The sequence below is a fragment of the Candidatus Woesearchaeota archaeon genome, assembly GCA_018302225.1.
Lineage (GTDB): Archaea > Nanobdellota > Nanobdellia > SCGC-AAA011-G17 > JAGVZY01 > JAGVZY01.
Window position 1 is genome coordinate 23,857 of the sequence record JAGVZY010000008.1, and the last position, 16,985, is coordinate 40,841.

17 protein-coding genes are annotated in these 16,985 nt (G+C 27.8%); 13 read left to right on the forward strand and 4 right to left on the reverse strand.

Annotated features, from left to right (window positions below):
* Window positions 1-3 precede the first annotated feature (3 nt).
* Both J4403_01700 and J4403_01705 read left to right on the forward strand, forming a co-directional pair.
* Window positions 4-888: a class I SAM-dependent methyltransferase gene (locus tag J4403_01700; protein ID MBS3166902.1), complete on the forward strand. Its 885-nt coding sequence runs from the start codon at window positions 4-6 to the stop codon at window positions 886-888.
* Window positions 872-1,588, forward strand: a complete 717-nt coding sequence (locus J4403_01705) for a class I SAM-dependent methyltransferase (protein ID MBS3166903.1) — start codon at window positions 872-874, stop codon at window positions 1,586-1,588. Before J4403_01700 ends, J4403_01705 begins: the two co-directional genes overlap by 17 nt.
* Here J4403_01705 and J4403_01710 read toward each other — a convergent pair.
* Window positions 1,565-2,263 carry a glycosyltransferase family 2 protein gene (locus J4403_01710; protein MBS3166904.1) on the reverse strand — a complete coding sequence of 233 codons (699 nt, stop codon included), beginning with the start codon at window positions 2,261-2,263 and terminating at the stop codon, window positions 1,565-1,567. The two genes, J4403_01705 and J4403_01710, sit on opposite strands and share 24 nt — an antisense overlap.
* 9 nt (window positions 2,264-2,272) lie before the next feature.
* Window positions 2,273-3,751, reverse strand: a complete 1,479-nt coding sequence (locus J4403_01715; GenBank protein ID MBS3166905.1) for a hypothetical protein — start codon at window positions 3,749-3,751, stop codon at window positions 2,273-2,275.
* Window positions 3,752-3,893: 142 nt separating this feature from the next.
* Here J4403_01715 and J4403_01720 point away from each other — a divergent pair, with 142 nt between their 5' ends.
* Genes J4403_01720 through J4403_01760 form a run of 9 tightly spaced genes read left to right on the forward strand, consistent with a single transcriptional unit; the run spans window position 3,894 to window position 12,829 of the window.
* Window positions 3,894-4,967 (forward strand): radical SAM protein, encoded by a 1,074-nt coding sequence (locus J4403_01720; GenBank protein ID MBS3166906.1) that lies wholly within the window; start codon window positions 3,894-3,896, stop codon window positions 4,965-4,967.
* A gap of 8 nt (window positions 4,968-4,975) precedes the next feature.
* Complete coding sequence (locus tag J4403_01725) at window positions 4,976-5,611, forward strand: hypothetical protein (GenBank protein MBS3166907.1); 636 nt, start codon at window positions 4,976-4,978, stop codon at window positions 5,609-5,611.
* A gap of 1 nt (window position 5,612) precedes the next feature.
* Window positions 5,613-6,140, forward strand: a complete 528-nt coding sequence (locus J4403_01730) for a hypothetical protein (protein MBS3166908.1) — start codon at window positions 5,613-5,615, stop codon at window positions 6,138-6,140.
* Between the two features lie 17 nt (window positions 6,141-6,157).
* The gene (locus J4403_01735; GenBank protein MBS3166909.1) at window positions 6,158-7,288 is read left to right on the forward strand and encodes a radical SAM protein; all 1,131 of its coding nucleotides are present in this window, start codon (window positions 6,158-6,160) and stop codon (window positions 7,286-7,288) included.
* A 1-nt stretch (window position 7,289) separates the two neighbouring features.
* On the forward strand, window positions 7,290-9,122 hold the full coding sequence (locus J4403_01740; protein ID MBS3166910.1) for a radical SAM protein: 1,833 nt from the start codon (window positions 7,290-7,292) through the stop codon (window positions 9,120-9,122).
* Window positions 9,112-10,212: an NADH:flavin oxidoreductase gene (locus tag J4403_01745; GenBank protein MBS3166911.1), complete on the forward strand. Its 1,101-nt coding sequence runs from the start codon at window positions 9,112-9,114 to the stop codon at window positions 10,210-10,212. Before J4403_01740 ends, J4403_01745 begins: the two co-directional genes overlap by 11 nt.
* The gene (locus J4403_01750) at window positions 10,209-11,054 is read left to right on the forward strand and encodes an SDR family oxidoreductase (GenBank protein ID MBS3166912.1); all 846 of its coding nucleotides are present in this window, start codon (window positions 10,209-10,211) and stop codon (window positions 11,052-11,054) included. The genes J4403_01745 and J4403_01750 overlap by 4 nt, the downstream gene beginning before the upstream one ends.
* A complete protein-coding gene (locus J4403_01755; protein ID MBS3166913.1) occupies window positions 11,047-11,928 on the forward strand; it encodes a glycosyltransferase family 9 protein in 882 nt (293 codons plus the stop codon). Before J4403_01750 ends, J4403_01755 begins: the two co-directional genes overlap by 8 nt.
* A 19-nt stretch (window positions 11,929-11,947) precedes the next feature.
* Window positions 11,948-12,829, forward strand: coding sequence for a radical SAM/SPASM domain-containing protein (locus J4403_01760; protein MBS3166914.1), 882 nt, complete (start codon window positions 11,948-11,950; stop codon window positions 12,827-12,829).
* Here the strand turns inward: J4403_01760 and J4403_01765 are convergent.
* Complete coding sequence (locus J4403_01765) at window positions 12,826-13,794, reverse strand: glycosyltransferase family 9 protein (protein MBS3166915.1); 969 nt, start codon at window positions 13,792-13,794, stop codon at window positions 12,826-12,828. The two genes, J4403_01760 and J4403_01765, sit on opposite strands and share 4 nt — an antisense overlap.
* Before the next feature lie 135 nt (window positions 13,795-13,929).
* Between J4403_01765 and J4403_01770 the strand changes: the two genes are divergently transcribed.
* Window positions 13,930-14,667 (forward strand): glycosyltransferase family 2 protein, encoded by a 738-nt coding sequence (locus tag J4403_01770; protein ID MBS3166916.1) that lies wholly within the window; start codon window positions 13,930-13,932, stop codon window positions 14,665-14,667.
* A 2-nt stretch (window positions 14,668-14,669) separates the two neighbouring features.
* Here J4403_01770 and J4403_01775 read toward each other — a convergent pair whose 3' ends face one another.
* Window positions 14,670-15,911 (reverse strand): B12-binding domain-containing radical SAM protein, encoded by a 1,242-nt coding sequence (locus J4403_01775; GenBank protein ID MBS3166917.1) that lies wholly within the window; start codon window positions 15,909-15,911, stop codon window positions 14,670-14,672.
* A gap of 62 nt (window positions 15,912-15,973) precedes the next feature.
* On the opposite strand from J4403_01775, the gene J4403_01780 reads away from it, so the two are divergent.
* Entirely contained in the window at window positions 15,974-16,972 is a 999-nt protein-coding gene (locus J4403_01780) for a hypothetical protein (GenBank protein ID MBS3166918.1), read from the forward strand.
* Window positions 16,973-16,985: the final 13 nt, after the last annotated feature.

A 16,985-nucleotide genomic window follows, 5' to 3' on the forward strand; every position in this document is an offset into this window, starting at 1 on the left:
AAAATGAGTTTAGATAATCTTAAATGTCCAATTTGTAATTCTAAGAATATAAAATTAGAATATAAAGATGAAAATACTGAAAGATTGGAAGTAGGTTATGCTAAATCTGGAAATATTTCTGAATTATATATTTGTAATAGTTGCTATGTGCGATTTACTAATTTTTTAAAAGACTTTGATAAAAAAATTTACGAATCTCAGAATGATGAATTATATAAAAAATCTGAATATGCAAGAAAATTAACTTTTAATAAAGATTTTAATAATATACTCAAAAATTTTGATAATATAGAGGGAAATATTTTAGATGTTGGATGTGGGCCAGGATATTTTCTTGATATAGCAAAGAAAAAAGGTTATCAAGCTGATGGAATTGAACTTTCTAAAGCAGATTGTAGTGAAGCTAATTCTAAGGGTTTTAATGTTTATTGTACTGATTTTATAAGCTTTTGTGAGCATAACAAAGGTAAAAGTTATGGTTTAATAACTATGTTTGATTTTATAGAGCATGTTAATAATCCCAAAGAGATTATTTCTAATTGTTATGAAATATTAAATAATAATGGAAACTTGGTTATAAGCACCCCTAATATTGGAAGTTTATTTGCTAAAATAATGGGTAAAAAATGGTGGTGTTTTATTCCTATGCATTTATTCTATTTTAATAAAAAAAGTATCAAATATTTATTAGAACAGAAAGGGTTTAAGATTTTGAAAATAAAAATCCATACTAGATATATTAATTTTGGGAATTCCATTGAATGGTTGAGAAGATATGGAATTATTTATAAACTAGTCAAGGGTATAACAAATATATTGCATCTAGGAAAGTTGAACTTTAAGGTTACTTTTTTTGATGATATGATAATTTATGCAACTAAAAAATAAAGAACTGTGGGATAATGTATGGAAAAAGAAAAAGTACATTACAGATTATCAATTAAGATTTTATGAATATTTAGCAAAGATTAGAGATAATAATCTAAATTCAAATAGCAAAGTTTTGGAAGTTGGATGTGGCAGCGGTGGGGGTTTAGAGGTTTTTAAAAAATTTGAATGTTATGGTCTTGATATTTCTAATGAATCTTTAAAGGTTTGTAAAGAAAAAGGTATAAAGACTATAAACTGCGATGCGAGAGCTATTGAGTTTAATGACAATATTTTTGATTTTACCTATAGTTCGGGTTTAGTAGAACATTTTAATCCTTCTGATAGGAAAAAGATAATTCATGAAATGATTAGAGTTACTAAACCAAATGGATTAGTTTTAGTAATTATCCCCAATAAATTTTGCTTATGGTATAGAATTTATAAAAGTGTTTTTACTTTATTAAAAAAGTGGAAATATGGATTTGAAGACAATTTAAGTTATTTTGATTTGAAAAAAGATCTTCCAAATAATGTTAAAATTTTAAAAAAGGTGGGTATACAAATTATAATACCTTTTGCAACAGATGAAAAAGAGATGTTAAAAATTGGAATAAGAAAAAAATTAATAATTTTAGATAAATTATTTCCATTAAAACATTTAATAGGCTATGGAACAGGATTCTTACTTATTAAGTTAAAACCATCTATAAATAAATAATTTTAAAATTACATAGGCATATTTCCATATTGCCGAAAATAAATTAAATTTTGATTGTCCAATTTCTCTATTAACTAAAGTATAAGGAATTTCAATTATCTTTGCTTTTGATTTAATAAGTTTTACAGTTAATTCTAATTGGGCAGCAAAACCTTTTTCATGTAAATTTATCTTGTTAACTACCCCTTTTCTATAGGCTCTAAATCCGCTTGTTAAGTCTCCCAATCGAGTTATAAATATTATTCCAAAGAATCTGTTTGCACAGTAACTTAAAGCAACTCTCCAAGCTGGAACATTTTTCATTCCACCACCCACAGCATATCTTGATGCAAATGCAACATCAAAGCCATTCTTAAGAGGTTCTATCATTAAAGGGATTAAGTCTATTGGATGTGTTAAATCTGCGTCCATTGCAACTATAATTTCTCCTTTGGCTTCTCTGAATCCAGTTTTTAATGCTCCACCAAGATTTTGATTTTTTTCATGTCTTACTATGCGTAAATTTTTGATTTTGATTTTTAAAGAGTTTAGAATTTCTTGGGTTTTATCTGTACTGCAATCGTCTATTACTAAAATTTCTGATTCTCCCAAAGTGGCAATTTTAGACGATAAAGAAGTTAGAGTTCTTTCTATAACTTGCTCTTCATTATAACAGGGAATCAGGAAAGTTATCATTTTCGAATTCTATTTTTGCTCCTTTGTTTTTAAATTTTTTGAAAATTCTGAATTCTTCCAAATATAGTATAGCAAAAGGCCCAAAAATATAAGTGAAAGTAAGGTTATTAAATTTATTAAATAAATAGGTATATCAAAAGCTTTTTCTTTGATTAAATTTAAAGTGTAATTAGATAAACCTCTTGAAGGAATCATTTTTAAATAAAGGAAGAGAGCTAATTTGTTTTCACAACCACCTGTCCAAAGTAAGGTCTTTCCATACATTGTACCAAGTAAATTAATAAAGATTGATAAAATAGATATAAAAATAAAAAGTAAGGGTTTTATTTTATTAAATGCAAAAACTAAGGGTAATGCTAGAAATGGTAGAAAAGGTATTAAATATCTTGGTCCAAAACTACAATTTCCTTGCCAAGAACCATCAACTAAAGAGGAGTTAAATAAAAATAATCCGAAAAAGAAGATTAATATTAAAATAGCTTCTTTTGTATAATTTCTTTCTTTGAACATATAAAATAAACCAATTAAAGAAAGTAATAAGATGGGCATATAAAGGAATAATCCTTTTTCTGGACTAAAACTTAAACCATATATAGATTTAAATTCTGGACCTACAATTTGGTAAAACCCTGTGGATACTGTATTGAGTGCAAAATCATTCATTCTATGTTTATAAGGCGTATCTAATGGATTGCCATAAATTAATTGATGATAACCTAAGAGCAATATACCTGGAACGATTAAACCTGCTAAAAAATATAAAATTTTTTTATTTCTTAAAAAGGTAAGCAAATAAATACTCAAAAATAAAACAGGGATTATTTGATGATATTTTAAAAATACAGAAAATCCAGCACATAGTCCGGCTAAAAATAATAATTTTGAACTAATTATTTTCTCTTGATTATTTTTTATTTTGAATAACAAATAAAATGAAAGGAATATAAAAAACGTAGAAACTGTTCCGTCATAATATTCTGTAGAATATATAAAGAGTAAAGTTCCAAATGAAAGAACTAAAGAAGATATTAGTCTGTGATATTTATTTTTTGTAAAATATTGGGTAATATCGTAAACCATAATAGTCATTAATGCCGAAAGTAAACTAGAAATGAAAATTGTGGCTAAAAAATTTAAAAAAATCAATTTCATTTGATTGTCAGGATAACCTAAAAAATTGTGAGGGATTAGATAAAATAAAGGTTTAGAAATTATGTAAAGTGGGACAGCTAATAAAGTCATTCCAGGTGCATAACCTGAATAAAAGTGGCTATTATAATAAGAATAATCGCAGCCTGTAGTTTGTTTGCATCCTTCTTTAACATAATCATCAACTATGAAAGTCCCTTTATCTACTAAAGATAGTGTTGAGGATAGAGTAGAATCAGTCATGTAATCTCCACCATAACTGTTTATAAAGAAAATATAAATTAGCCAAATAGTTAAAAATAATTTGAATTCTGTTCTTTTAAATAAGTCAAAGTTCATTTATTTAAGGAGAGATATTAGATTTTTAAAGCTTTGGTTAATCGGTTTCTTAAGCGTTTTAAGTTAATAAAAATACCTTTTAATTATTCATAAGGTATTTAAAGTTAATAGAAATTAAAGTAAGAAGCATTATGGAGGGGTAATGATAGCTAAAAAAGATATTCAGATAGAAAGCCACAAATTAATGTATCATCCTAACGAGGTCTCTAGGTGGATAAATGGTCAGATTTTTGCACCAATTTATCTAGAAATAGGACCTACAAATATCTGTAATCATAAATGTAATTTCTGCGCATTAGATTATTTAGAAGTTAAACCAAAGTTTTTAGATAAAAAAGTATTTTTAACAAATTTAGAGGATATGGGTAATTTTGGAGTTAAAGCAATTATGTTTGCTGGTGAAGGGGAACCTTTGATGCATAAACAATTGCCTGAAGCAATTAAACAGGCAAAAAATTCTGCAATAGATATCTCAATAACTACAAATGGTGTTTTATTTGATAGGACAAAAACTGAAGAGACTTTAAAATATTTGTCCTGGATAAAGTTTAGTATTGACGCCGGAAGTAAAGAAACATATTCCAAAGTTCATGGATGTAAAGAGCAGGACTTTGATAAAACTCTTGAAAATCTGAAGTTTGCCAGTCAATATAAAAAAGATAATAATCTTGAAGTTGTAGTGGGGGCACAAATGCTCTTGCTTCCTGAAAATATTCATGAAGTTGAAGATTTAATTTTGAAAATAAAAGATTTTGATATTAATTATTTAATTTTAAAACCATATTCTCAACATCCAAATAGTCTTAATCAGAAGAAATTTGATATAACCCAATATAATTTAAGACTTAAAGCAATCTCAGCTAAATACTCTAAAGGTAAATTTCCAATAGTATATAGATCAATTTCTGCTAAAGAAGTTAATGTAGATAAAATAGAGTATAATGAATGTTATGGGCTTAACTTTTTTGCGCTAATTGATGCGTTAGGTAATGTTATACCTTGCAATATATTTTATGGAAAAGAAGAGTATTATTACGGAAATATTAATAAAAATAAGTTTAGTGATATTTGGAAAAGTGAGCAAAGAAAAAAAGTTCTAGAAAGGTTATACAAAGAAGGTACTACAAATTGTAGAAAGGGATGTAGACTAAATTATATTAATCAATATCTTGACAATTTAAAAAATAAAAAAGTAGAACATATTAATTTTATATAGGGTGAAAAATGAATAAAGAAGATTTAATAAAATTCGAAAATGAAATCGTTGGATTATGGGAAGATGCAAAAATAGCTTATCCAGTACATTTTTCAGGGGGAAATGAAGATCAATTAATTGAAATTTTTAAAAATATCAAGAGAGAAGATTATAAATTTTCAACTCATCGAAGTCATTATCATTATTTATTGTCTGGTGGATCTCCTGAAAAATTAAAAGAAATGATAATAAAAGGAGATAGTATGCATGTTTTTGATAAAGAAATAAATTTTTTAACCTCTGCAATTGTTGCAGGTATACCTGCTATTGCTGCTGGTGTTGCTTGGGCAATAAAACAAAAGAATCTTGAAACCAGAGTTTGGTGCTTTATTGGTGATGGGGCTGAAGATGAAGGACATTTTTATGAAGCTGTAAGATATGTAGATGGACATAATTTACCTTGCACATTTGTCATAGAAGACAATGATAGATCTGTTGAAACCCCTAAATTATTAAGATATGGTAAATCTGAGATGAACTGGCCAAGTTGTGTAATTAAATATTCTTATGTACCTACTTATCCTCATGTTGGAACAAATAAATGGGTTAATTTTAATAAATATATTGATATGGGGTCTAAAGAAAAACCAGGAGTTAGTTTTTAAAATGAAATATAAGGATGCAATTAAACAATCAATGGAAGAATTAATTAAAGATGATAGAGTGATGTTTGTAGGCTATAATATAAATTATGGTTCTAGAGCTTATGGAACTTTGGCAGGTATACCTCAATCAAGATGTTTAGAAACTCCACTTGCTGAAAATTTGATGACTAGCATGGCAATGGGTATGTCTTTACAAGGTTATAGGCCCATTGTATTTTTTGAAAGACATGATTTTGTTTTAGTTGCATTGGATAGCATAATAAATCATATTGATAAAATTGAAAAATTATCTCATGGCCAATATCAAACCCCTGTTATAATAAGAGCTGTTGTTGGTTCAAATAAACCTATTGATCCAGGATTACAACACACTCAAGATTTTACAGAGATGTTAAAGAGCGTAATTTCATTTCCAGTCATTGAATTAAAAAATAGTAAACAAATCATAGAAGAGTATGCTAAAGTATTGAAGACCGATCAACCAACAATGTTTATAGAAAGAAAAAATTTATATGACTTGGATTTATAAAAATAGGATTTATTAAAATGACATCTGAAAATAAAGAGGATAAAAATGAAATTGTATTAGATGGGCATAAATTAATGTATCATCAAGATAGAGTTAAAGAATGGTTGGATGGGAAAAGAATCGCTCCAATTACTATAGATATGGCTTTAACACAAGGATGTAATTATAAATGTGTTTATTGTTATGGCCAATTGCAAGACAATCAAGGCTATGTACTAAACAATAAAGTTCTTTCAAGATTTGCTGGAGATGTAGAAGAGCTAGGTGTTAGAGGCATAAGTCTTATAAGTGATGGTGAGAGTACTTGTTCCCCTCATTTTTATAATTTTATTCAAGATATTAAAAGCAGGAATATAGATATCGCTGTTGGAACTAATGGTGTATTGCTAAAAGAAGATAAACTTAAAGAAATGCTTTCTGCATTAACTTACTTAAGATTTAATATTTCTGCAGGAGAATCAAAAAGATATGCTGAGATTATGGGTTGTAAAGAAAAAGATTTTGAGAGAATTAAAGAAATAATTAAAGAGAGCGTGAAAATTAAAAAAGCTAATGATTTGGAAGTAACTATTGGACTTCAAATGGTTTTAATGCCTTCTTTTAAAGACCAGATAATTCCTTTAACCAAATTGGGTAGAGATCTTAATGTAGACTATTTGGTAATAAAACATTGTAGCGATGATGAAGATAATAGTTTGGGTGTAGACTATTCAAAATATGATAATCTAGTGGATTTATTAAAAGAAGCTGAAACTTATTCTACAAAAGATTATTTAGTTAAAGCAAAGTGGTCCAAAATATTGAGTCAAGGTAAAAGAGAGTATATCCAATGTTATGGCCCTCCATTTATGGTTCAGATTTCAGGCTCAGGTTTAGTTGCACCATGTGGGATGCTTTTTAATGAAAAATATAAAAAATTTCATATTGGAAATATTGCTGAAAAATCATTTAAAGAAATTTGGAATAGTGATAAATATTGGGAAGTTATGAAGTATATAGGTTCTGAAAATTTTGATGCAAGAAGCGATTGTGGACATTTATGTCTACAACATAAATTAAATGAATATTTATGGGGTTTGAAAAAAGAAAAAACTAGATTAAATCCTATAAATCCTGAAAAAAAGCCAATGCATATTAATTTTGTTTAAAATGAAAAATCTAAAAGATTATAACCAAAATAATATATTTTGGAAGGATTTTGTAAATCTTCCTGGAAACCCTTATAAGTTGGATAAAGGTTTGGATGATTTTAAATGTTTATTCTTATTTCCTACTAAGAAGGGCGATTTTTCCAAAGACTATTATCCTAATCCCCTAGGAAATATGGCTTCATTAGTTAGAATGAATAAAGGCGAAGCAGAAATTTCTATTCAAGATATTAATGAATATACTTCTGAAAAATTCAAAGGATATGACTTAATAGCCTTTTATCCGATGGTTGCTTCTTTGTCTAAAATGACTGAAATGTCAGATAAAATAAAAAAAGATAATCCTAATTCAAAAATCTGTTTTTTTAATTCAGATCAACATCAACATGAAATGCTTTTATGCAATCCAACTGCAAAAGAATTTGGAATTAAAATGATGGAGAAGCATTCTTCAATAGACTATGTTTTAGTTGGTGAAGCTGAAAAATCATTTATTGATTTGTGTGATAAATTAAATAATAAAAAAGATAATTTTGAAAATCTTGCATCTTGCTTGTATAGAAAAGAAGGAAAAATTCAGATTTCAAAAAATTCAATTAAACCTGTTGATTTTAAATATTTACCTTTTCAATCAAGAGACTTTCTTGAAACAACTATTTCTTCTGAGGGAATTAATTTAAGCTCTCCAAGAATCCAGTCAAGTAGAGGTTGTGTATCTGGATGTTATTATTGTACTGAATCTAGTGCAAATATTACACCGGGAGGTAGAAAGATTCCTTTGTTGATGAGAGATATAGATAAATTTGTTGATGAAATTGAATTATTGTATCAAAACTATGGTGTTGTATTTTTTAATGTTATAGATAGTTCATTTGAAGGTTCTGGAAGTGCAGGAATTAGAAGAATGAGTCAATTTTTTGATGAAATAAAAGAAAGAAATATTCAGGCTTCATTTAAAGTGCATTTAAGAGCTGAAACTGTTAAAAAGTTGGATGATTTATATTTAGATAATTTAAAAGAATCAGGTGTTGATATTATTGGGCTTGGACCGGAATCTTGTTTAGAAAAAGAATTAAAATCTTATAAAAAAATAGCAACTATAGAAGAAAGTGTAAATAGTATGCAAAGACTGAGAAAAGAGGATAAATTCTTTGTTATCCCGGGATATATTATGTTTACACCCATTTTGGAATTAGATGACCTTCCTAAGAAATTAGATTTCTTAAAAAAAATAGGTTATGGATGGGATTATTTAAATTTAGCAAATAATATTCTTGTTTTTCCCGGGACAAAATATCATGAATTTCTTAAATCTAAAGACTTGGTTGTTGAAACTGCTGAATTAGCCCCATTAATAAAATATAAATTTGAAGATTCAAGAGTTGAAGATGTTGCAAAAGCAATTAATAATCTCAAAATAATCTGTCCAGAAACCATAAAAACACATAATTTAATTTATGACTCTATGAATATAGTAAGCAGATTTAAAAATAAGATGAATAAACATCTTAAACAAAATGAAAAAGCATTCTATGATTTTAAAGCGAGTTTAGATAAAATCTTAAATGAAGTTCAAGAAACTTATAGTTCATTTTTTATGAATTCTATTGATTTAGCTAGAGCTGGAATGCAAGAAAGGAAATTAGACTTAATTACTCAAGATATAACAAATAAATTTCCTGCATTTATGAAAAGAACAGATGATAATATAAAGAAGTTTATTTCTGACTGCGAGGATAAAAATCTTTCAACAAGTAAATTATATTTGAAAACTTGGATGTCTTTAGTTTATACTCAAGAAAATACAACCGGTGGAAAAATTAATGGGAAATGAACTTTGGAATCAACCAACTAAATTAGGGAAGTATGAATTGAAGAATAAAATAGTCTATCCTCCTATAGGAAGAAGTTGGGGGGATTTAAATGGAAATATCACAAATAGAGTATATTCTTGTTACAAAAATTTAGCAGAAGGTGGCTGTGGTATGATTGTTGTTGAAGGTACTACGGTTTCTCCTGATGGAAAAGGATCCAAACGAACCTTGGGATTATATAATCAAACTCATTTAGACGGGTTAAAAAAAATATCTAATGTGATAAAACAAAATAAATGTCTTGCTTCAATCCAATTATTACACGCTGGAGGTCAAGCTAATCCTATATTTACAGGTTATGAACCTAAATCACCATCTAAAATGGACAAAACTATGACTGGAACAGGATATGCTTCAAGAGAATTAACAGTTGAAGAAATAAAAGAAATACTTAACCATTTTGTTGATTCAGCATTGCTTGCTGATAAAGCAGGATTTCAGGCAGTAGAATTACATCTGGCACATGGTTATCTTTTACACGAATTTCTTTCTGAACACACTAATAAACGAAATGATAATTATGGTGGAAATTTAGAAAATAGAATGAGACTAATAACTGAAATTATTTCTGAAATTAAAAAGAATTCCAATATTCTAATAGGTGTTAGAATTTCTGGAGAGGATTATATTCCTGATGGTATAAATAAAAAAGTAAATAAAGAAATTTTACCTATATTAGAAAAAGTAGGTGTTGAGTATTTTAGTGTAACTGCAGGTATTTATGAAACAAGCAAGATAAAACATCTAGCATTAAAAGAAGGAAAATTCTTTGAATATTCTAAGGATATTAAAAAAATGATAAATAAGCCTGTAATAAGTGTTGGAAAGATTTTGGATTTGAATCAAGCTGAAAAACACTTACAAAATGAAGATTGCGACTTAGTTGCGATAGGTAGAGGTTTAATTGCTGATCCCCATATGATTAACAAATTTATGAAAGGAGAAAATTATAATTTTTGCTTAGAGTGTGATGGATGCAGATATTTAGCTATGGGCAAAGAAAGTTTGGAATGCCCGTTTGATGAAGATTTGGAGAATAGATTGGAATGAAATTAGAAAATAAGGTTGCAATTATAACTGGTGGAAGTGGTGGAATTGGTAGCGAGATTGCTAAAAGTTTTTTAGAAGAAGGTGCCCAGGTAATTATTACTTATAGGTCTGAAGAAAAAGTAAAAAAAATTTTAAGAGATTTAAAAGAGCATTACAAATCAGGTCGTCTTGATTGTGTTCCCTTGGATATTACTAAAGAAAAAGAAATTAAAGAGGTAATCGAATATGTTTCTGAAAGAAATACTGGAATTGATATTTTAGTTAATGCTGCTGCAACTCAACTTCCTATTGGAGAATTTAAGGATTTAAAAACTGAAGATATTCTAAATGGGATTCAAACTAATTTTACAGGTACAATTTTATTTTGTAAATATGCTTTACCTTATTTAACTGAAAGCAAAAATGGTAAAATAATTAATTTTTCTGGTGGAGGTTCTTTATACCCTCGACCTAATTTTTCTATATATGGTGCCATGAAAACAGCAATTATTAGATTTAGTGAAACTTTAGCTGAGGAAGTAAGAAGATATAATATTGATATTAATGTTATTGCACCTGGTGCCATAAATACTAATATGGTTGATGAAATTATAAAAGCAGGAAATTTAGCGGGTTCAAATGAATTAAAAAAAGCAAAAGAGATTCAACAAGGTAATGGCAATTCTCCTCAAGTAGTCGCAGATTTAGCTGTATTCTTAGCCTCTGAAGAATCTAAAGGTATTACAGGTAAGTTAATTAGTGCACCCTATGATAATTGGAGATCTTTGAATAAAGAAAGTTCTTCGCTATACACTTTAAGAAGGATAGATGGTAAAAACTATTTTGAGGGAAAAAATGACTGAAAATTTAATAATTAAAAGTTCATATTCTAAATTAGTAAATGGAAGTCTAAAATCTAATTATGGTGATTTAATAATAAGTACTGTATTAACTAACTGTATTGGTGATGAATTTATTTGGTTTACTAATAAAGATTCTAAACAATTATTAAAATATTTTATTGATGAAAAAAGGATAATTACTAGTTTAGATGAATTATCTAATATAAAAAAGGATTTTAATTTTAATAAAATTTATAATATTGATAACTATGTTTGTAATCAAAGTTTATTTGAAAAAATAAAAGGTGTTTGGAAAGGTTATATTTGGGATGGGATGGATTTAAAACCTGAAAATGCAATAATCAATTCTAGAACACCTTATGTTTCAATGACCACTAAAAAATCTTTACAAGAAACATTAGTAGAGGGGATGGGATTTAAGTGGGAAAAACAAGACTATCCTCTGCCTAAATTAAAAGCTGAAGAAAAGTTTGACATAGGATTAAATTATGGTGTTCAGAAAGAATGGACGTCTAAGCAGTGGTCAATGGAAAACTGGGAAAATCTTGCAAAAATACTTGAAAAAGAGTTTACTGTTTCATGGCAGCAAGGTTTAAATAATTTTGATGAATATATAAATTGGTTAAATTCGTGTAAATTAATCATAAGCTGTGAAACTTTGGGATTGCATTTAGCATCTGCATTGAGGAAAAAAGTAATTACTCTTTCAGGGCCAATAGAAAATAAAGAATATCCATATGATAGGTTAACTTTAATAAAACCTTTTCCAAAGGGTTGTATGCCTTGTGATTCACCTACGTGTGTAACTAATGAAAATTGTTTAAATGAGATAACACCTGAGCTAGTAAAAAAGAAAGTTTTAGAAATAATTTAAAAATAGAGAGAGATGTAATATGAAAGAGAGTTTAATAAAAATACCTGAAGAGTATACTTATATAGCTGCATTTCTAACTTTAAGATGTAATTTAAGTTGTGAATTTTGTTTAAATGCGTTTGATGGAGATTTTAGTAGAAAAAGAGAAGAGATTTCCGGTGAAGAATGGGTTAAAGCATTAAATAAATTGGAACCTAAAAAAGATATCCCTATTACTTTAAGTGGCGGGGAACCTGCATTACACCAAGATTTTATTTATATTATAAATAATTTAAAAAAAGAACTAAATATAGATATTTTAACGAATTTGTATTGGGATGAAAAAAGATTTGATAAGTTTATAAAAAATGTTGATCCGAACAGACTGAAAAGAGATTCTCCTTACGCTTCTATACGTGCAAGTTATCATCCTAGTCAGATGGATATATTTAAACTTGTAAAAAATGCAAAGAGATTGCAAGATGCAGGATTTAGTGTGGGAATATGGTCTGTATTATATCCTAGTCCTGAACAATTAGGCAAAATAAATGAAGCTCAATTTGTTTGTAAGAATGAAGGAATAGATTTTAGATTGAAAGAATTTGTTGGAATTTATAAAAATGAAGAGTATGGAAACTTTTCTAAGTATAAAAATTCAGCATTTCAAGAAAGTTCTAAAGATTGTCTTTGTAGAATTAAGGAATTAATAATTGGGCCAAATGGAAGTGTTTACAAATGTCATAGAGATTTGTATGCTAAAGAAAATGAGCTTATAAAAATAAAAGATAAAAATTTCAATGTAGAATATAAATTTAGAGAGTGTAACCAATATGGGCAATGTCATCCTTGTGATGTTAAAGTAAAAACAAATTCTAAGCAAAATTTAGGTTATTGTAGTGTCGAGATAAATGATATAAATTAACATTTTAATAATTTTTTTGTCTCTTCAAAAACTTGTTCTGGGGAAATGAAATCCATGCAAGAAGTAATATGTGGAGTATAGGTGCATTTAGACTTAAAACAAGGGATACAATCATAATCTCTTGCAGTTATTGCTTTACCCTTACCATAGAAACAAATTTCACTTGAAGGTGTTGGTCCGAATAAACCTATTGCAGGTTTATTTAATGCAATAGCTAAATGTAGACCCAAACTATCATTACTTACGAGAGCTTTTGATGAATTTATCCAATCCATATAAGAATATAAATTGTTTAAAACTTCTTTATTTTGTTTATCTTGTCTTGTTACTTTATATCCCTCTTTAGTAAGCATATCTTCTAATTCATTCCACTTATTTAAGTTCCATTGTTTATTTGGCCATTTTTCACCAACAAGGATATTTAATCCTACATCATTTATGACTTCACTTTTAGGATTGTAACCTAAAATATATTTTTCATTGTTCCATTTTTTTCCAATAACTTCGTACATTAACTCTTGAGCATATTTTGAATTTTCCTTTTTAAGTGTTTGATCTGAGCATACTGCTAATACTTCTGCAGCACGTTCATAAGCTTCTGATTTTCCTGTAGATTTGTCAAATCTAAATCCATGCTTTTGCCAAGCATCAATTTTATCTACTAAAGCACATATCCCAGGAATTTTTTCTAGATTAATAACTGTATCAAAAATTTCTGCTTCTAGTTGTAAAACAGTTGTAAAATCATAAGGCAATATTTTAGTTATGTAAGGATTTCCTTTTAAGAGGGGTATACCTACTTCGTCTGTAACCCAATAAACTGTTTGATCTTTAAACGGGTGTAAAAGAACTGTAGTTCTTAATATATCTCCTAAACTTACTTTTCTTGTATTTGTTTCTTGATCTAAAAATTCTGAATAACCTGTTTTAAGTATCAAAATCTTCTGTTTACTCTCTTTTTGCATGAGCTTTGATAAATCCTAGGGTTTTTAAAATTTTCCAGTCTGAGCTATTAAAGGTTTATAAAGGACGTAAAGAGTTTATAAATCAAAGAAGAACTAAAGAAAAGTTTATAAGATGCAACAAAAGGTTCATTAAATATGAAAAGTATTTCGATATTAATTCCATGTTATAATGAAGAAAAAAATCTTGCTAATACAGTAAATACTACTGAGAAATCCTTAAAGGGGATTATTTCAGATTATGAACTTCTAATCTTTAATGATTGTAGTAAAGATAAAACTGGTGAAATTGCAGATCAACTAGCTAAACAAAATAATAAGATAAAAGTTTTTCATAACTCTACTAACAAAGGTCTAGGTTATAATTATATTAAAGGTATTGAAGTTGCAAGCAAAGAATATTTTATGTTAATTCCAGGAGATGATGATATTCCTGAAAATGAAATTAGAGAAATATTAAAATATGTTGATAAAGCTGAAATTATTAATCCTTATTTTACAAACCCTTATGAAACAAGACACTTTAATAGAGTTATTCTTTCAAAAGCATTTGTACATTTTATGAATATTATTATGGGCCTTGACTTAAATTATTATACTGGCCCTGTAGTGCATAAAACTGAACTATTAAAAAAATTAGATATTAAAACCTATAGTTTTGCTTATCAAGTGGAAATTTTGGTAAAACTTCTCAAATCAGGTCATAGTTTTATGGAAGTTGGAATTGCTCAAACTGGTAAAGGAACAGGACATTCTCATTTTTACACTTATAAAAATATAAGCGGTATATTAAAAAGTATTTTTGATATGATTTGGACAATTAAATTCAAAGAAAGAAAGAAATATAATAAAAAACCTGTAAGAATAAAAAGTTAAAACTATTTCTTAAATTCACTAATTAATTCATTTACAGAATTAATTATTTCTTCCTTTTTTTTATCTCCATAAGGATAAGGAATTTCAAAATAAGGTGTTGGATTTTTCATATATTCAGACCAATAATCTTTTTTATAAAAACCGTCTCTCAACAAAGAAGTATAGTATTCTGTATCGGGCTCTGGAAAAAGCATATTAAAATAAGGAAATTTTATACCTAAATCTCTTATTTTTTGTGGAAGCTGTTTAGTATAATCTAAAGGCTGAACAGGTGCACCTATAATAAAATATCCTAAAATATCTATATTATACTTTCCAAGCGTATTGCAAAACTTGTCTATATGTTTTACTCTTACTGGTTTTCTAAAGAATTTTAAAATATTATCATCTAAAGCTTCTATACCTACATGAATTCTTTTGAAATTGTGTGAAGCTAGCCTTTGAGTCATATAATCACTCATTCTGGCTTCTCCTCTACCACTCCATTCTACATTAAGGTTATTTTTTTCCATTTCATCTAAAACTTGGTTTAAATATTTTTCATTGGTGTTGAAATTATCATCGAGGAAATGTACACTTTCAGAACCTAAGGATATTAGATACTTCATTTCTTCAATTATTTTTTCTGGATCTTTTCTTTGAACTTTTTTTTCTTGAACATTACAAAAATTACATCTATTTGGACAACCTACACTACTAAACATAGGTAATCTATTTTTTGATTTAAATAAAACAAATTCTTTTGGAAAATAAGCTTCAATATCTAAAAAGTCTCTTCTGGGAAAATTAATTTCATTTATAATAGTATTACAATTAATAATTCCTTTTTGTGAGACTTTAATAGACTTATTAAATTCCTTATCTGCCAAAGAACCTACAAAAACTGCATCAGCCCCATTTTCTAAAATTTGATTTGCATAATTTGTTGCATGCGGGCCACCAACTGCTTTATAAGGTGCAGAAGTAGATTTTAAAATTTTATTTAAAGCATAAACTCTTCTTGTAACTGCAGAAATACCCAAAACATCAGGATTTTCTTTTTCTATTTGATTTATGGTTTCTTCTATTGTCCAACCTTCACTTGGTGGATCTAATAATTTAATATCATATTCTTTTGAAAGATTTGAGGCTAATGATAAAATTCCCAAAGGAAGATACTTTACTGCAGTAGGTTGAAAATGCTTTGGAGTTGTCCAATTAACAAACTCTCCTTCGGTAGGCAAAGTGGTTAATAAGACTTTCATTTTATAATCCAACCTACTTTAATCAAAAAGGTTTAAAAATAGTATGGTCGTTTTTAGGTTTAATGTTACTAATACCATTTATATGTGCAATTATAGGGGGCATATTAGTTCTTTTAATTAGTCCTTGGTGGATTAGATTCATTAAAAAAATAGAATTGGTTGTCCCAGATATGAATAAAGAAAACAAACCTTTAGTACCTATTTCAGGTGGGCTTATTGTTATGTCAGGTGCAATTTTAACAATATTTTTATTTATATTTCTTAGAACTTTTGTTTCTAAAACTGGAAGTATAACTATTGATGAAAGATCCCTAACCTACTTATTTGCTGTAACTACGCTTATGTTGATTAGCACATTTATTGGTTTCATAGATGATTTGCTTATAGAAAGAAAAATTGGCGCTTCTAAAGGATTAAAACAATGGCAAAAACCAATCTTAACTCTTGCTGCGGCTGTTCCTTTGATGGCTATTGCTGCAGGTAATTATTTGATATGGACACCTTTATTTAAAATAAATTTTGGAATTTTATATTCTTTACTTATTGTACCTATTGCAGTTGTAGGTGCTTCTAATATGGTTAATATGTTGGAAGGATACAATGGTTTGGGTAGTGGAATGGGTTTGATTTATATGGGCATGTTAGGTTTATATGCTTATATCAATGATAAATCTATTGCTGCATTAATTGCACTTTCTATATTTATTCCTTTATTAATATTTTATTTTTATAATAAATATCCTGCAAAAATTTTACCAGGAGATTCATTGACTTATTTACTTGGAGCAAGTTTAGCGGCAATTGCTATTTTGGGAGATATGGAAAAAGCAGCTTTAATAGTCTCTATTCCTTTCTTTATTGAATTCTTCTTAAAATTAAGAAGTAAATTTAAAGCGCATAGTTTTGGACATTATGAAAAAGGAAAAATTAAAAGCGATTATGCAAAAATTTACTCTATTCCTCACATATTTGCAAGAACTGGAAAATTTACTGAAAAACAAATTGTTTATTTTATGATTTTAATGGAATTAATATTTTCATCCTTAATCTGGATAATTTAAAAAGTGAATTGAA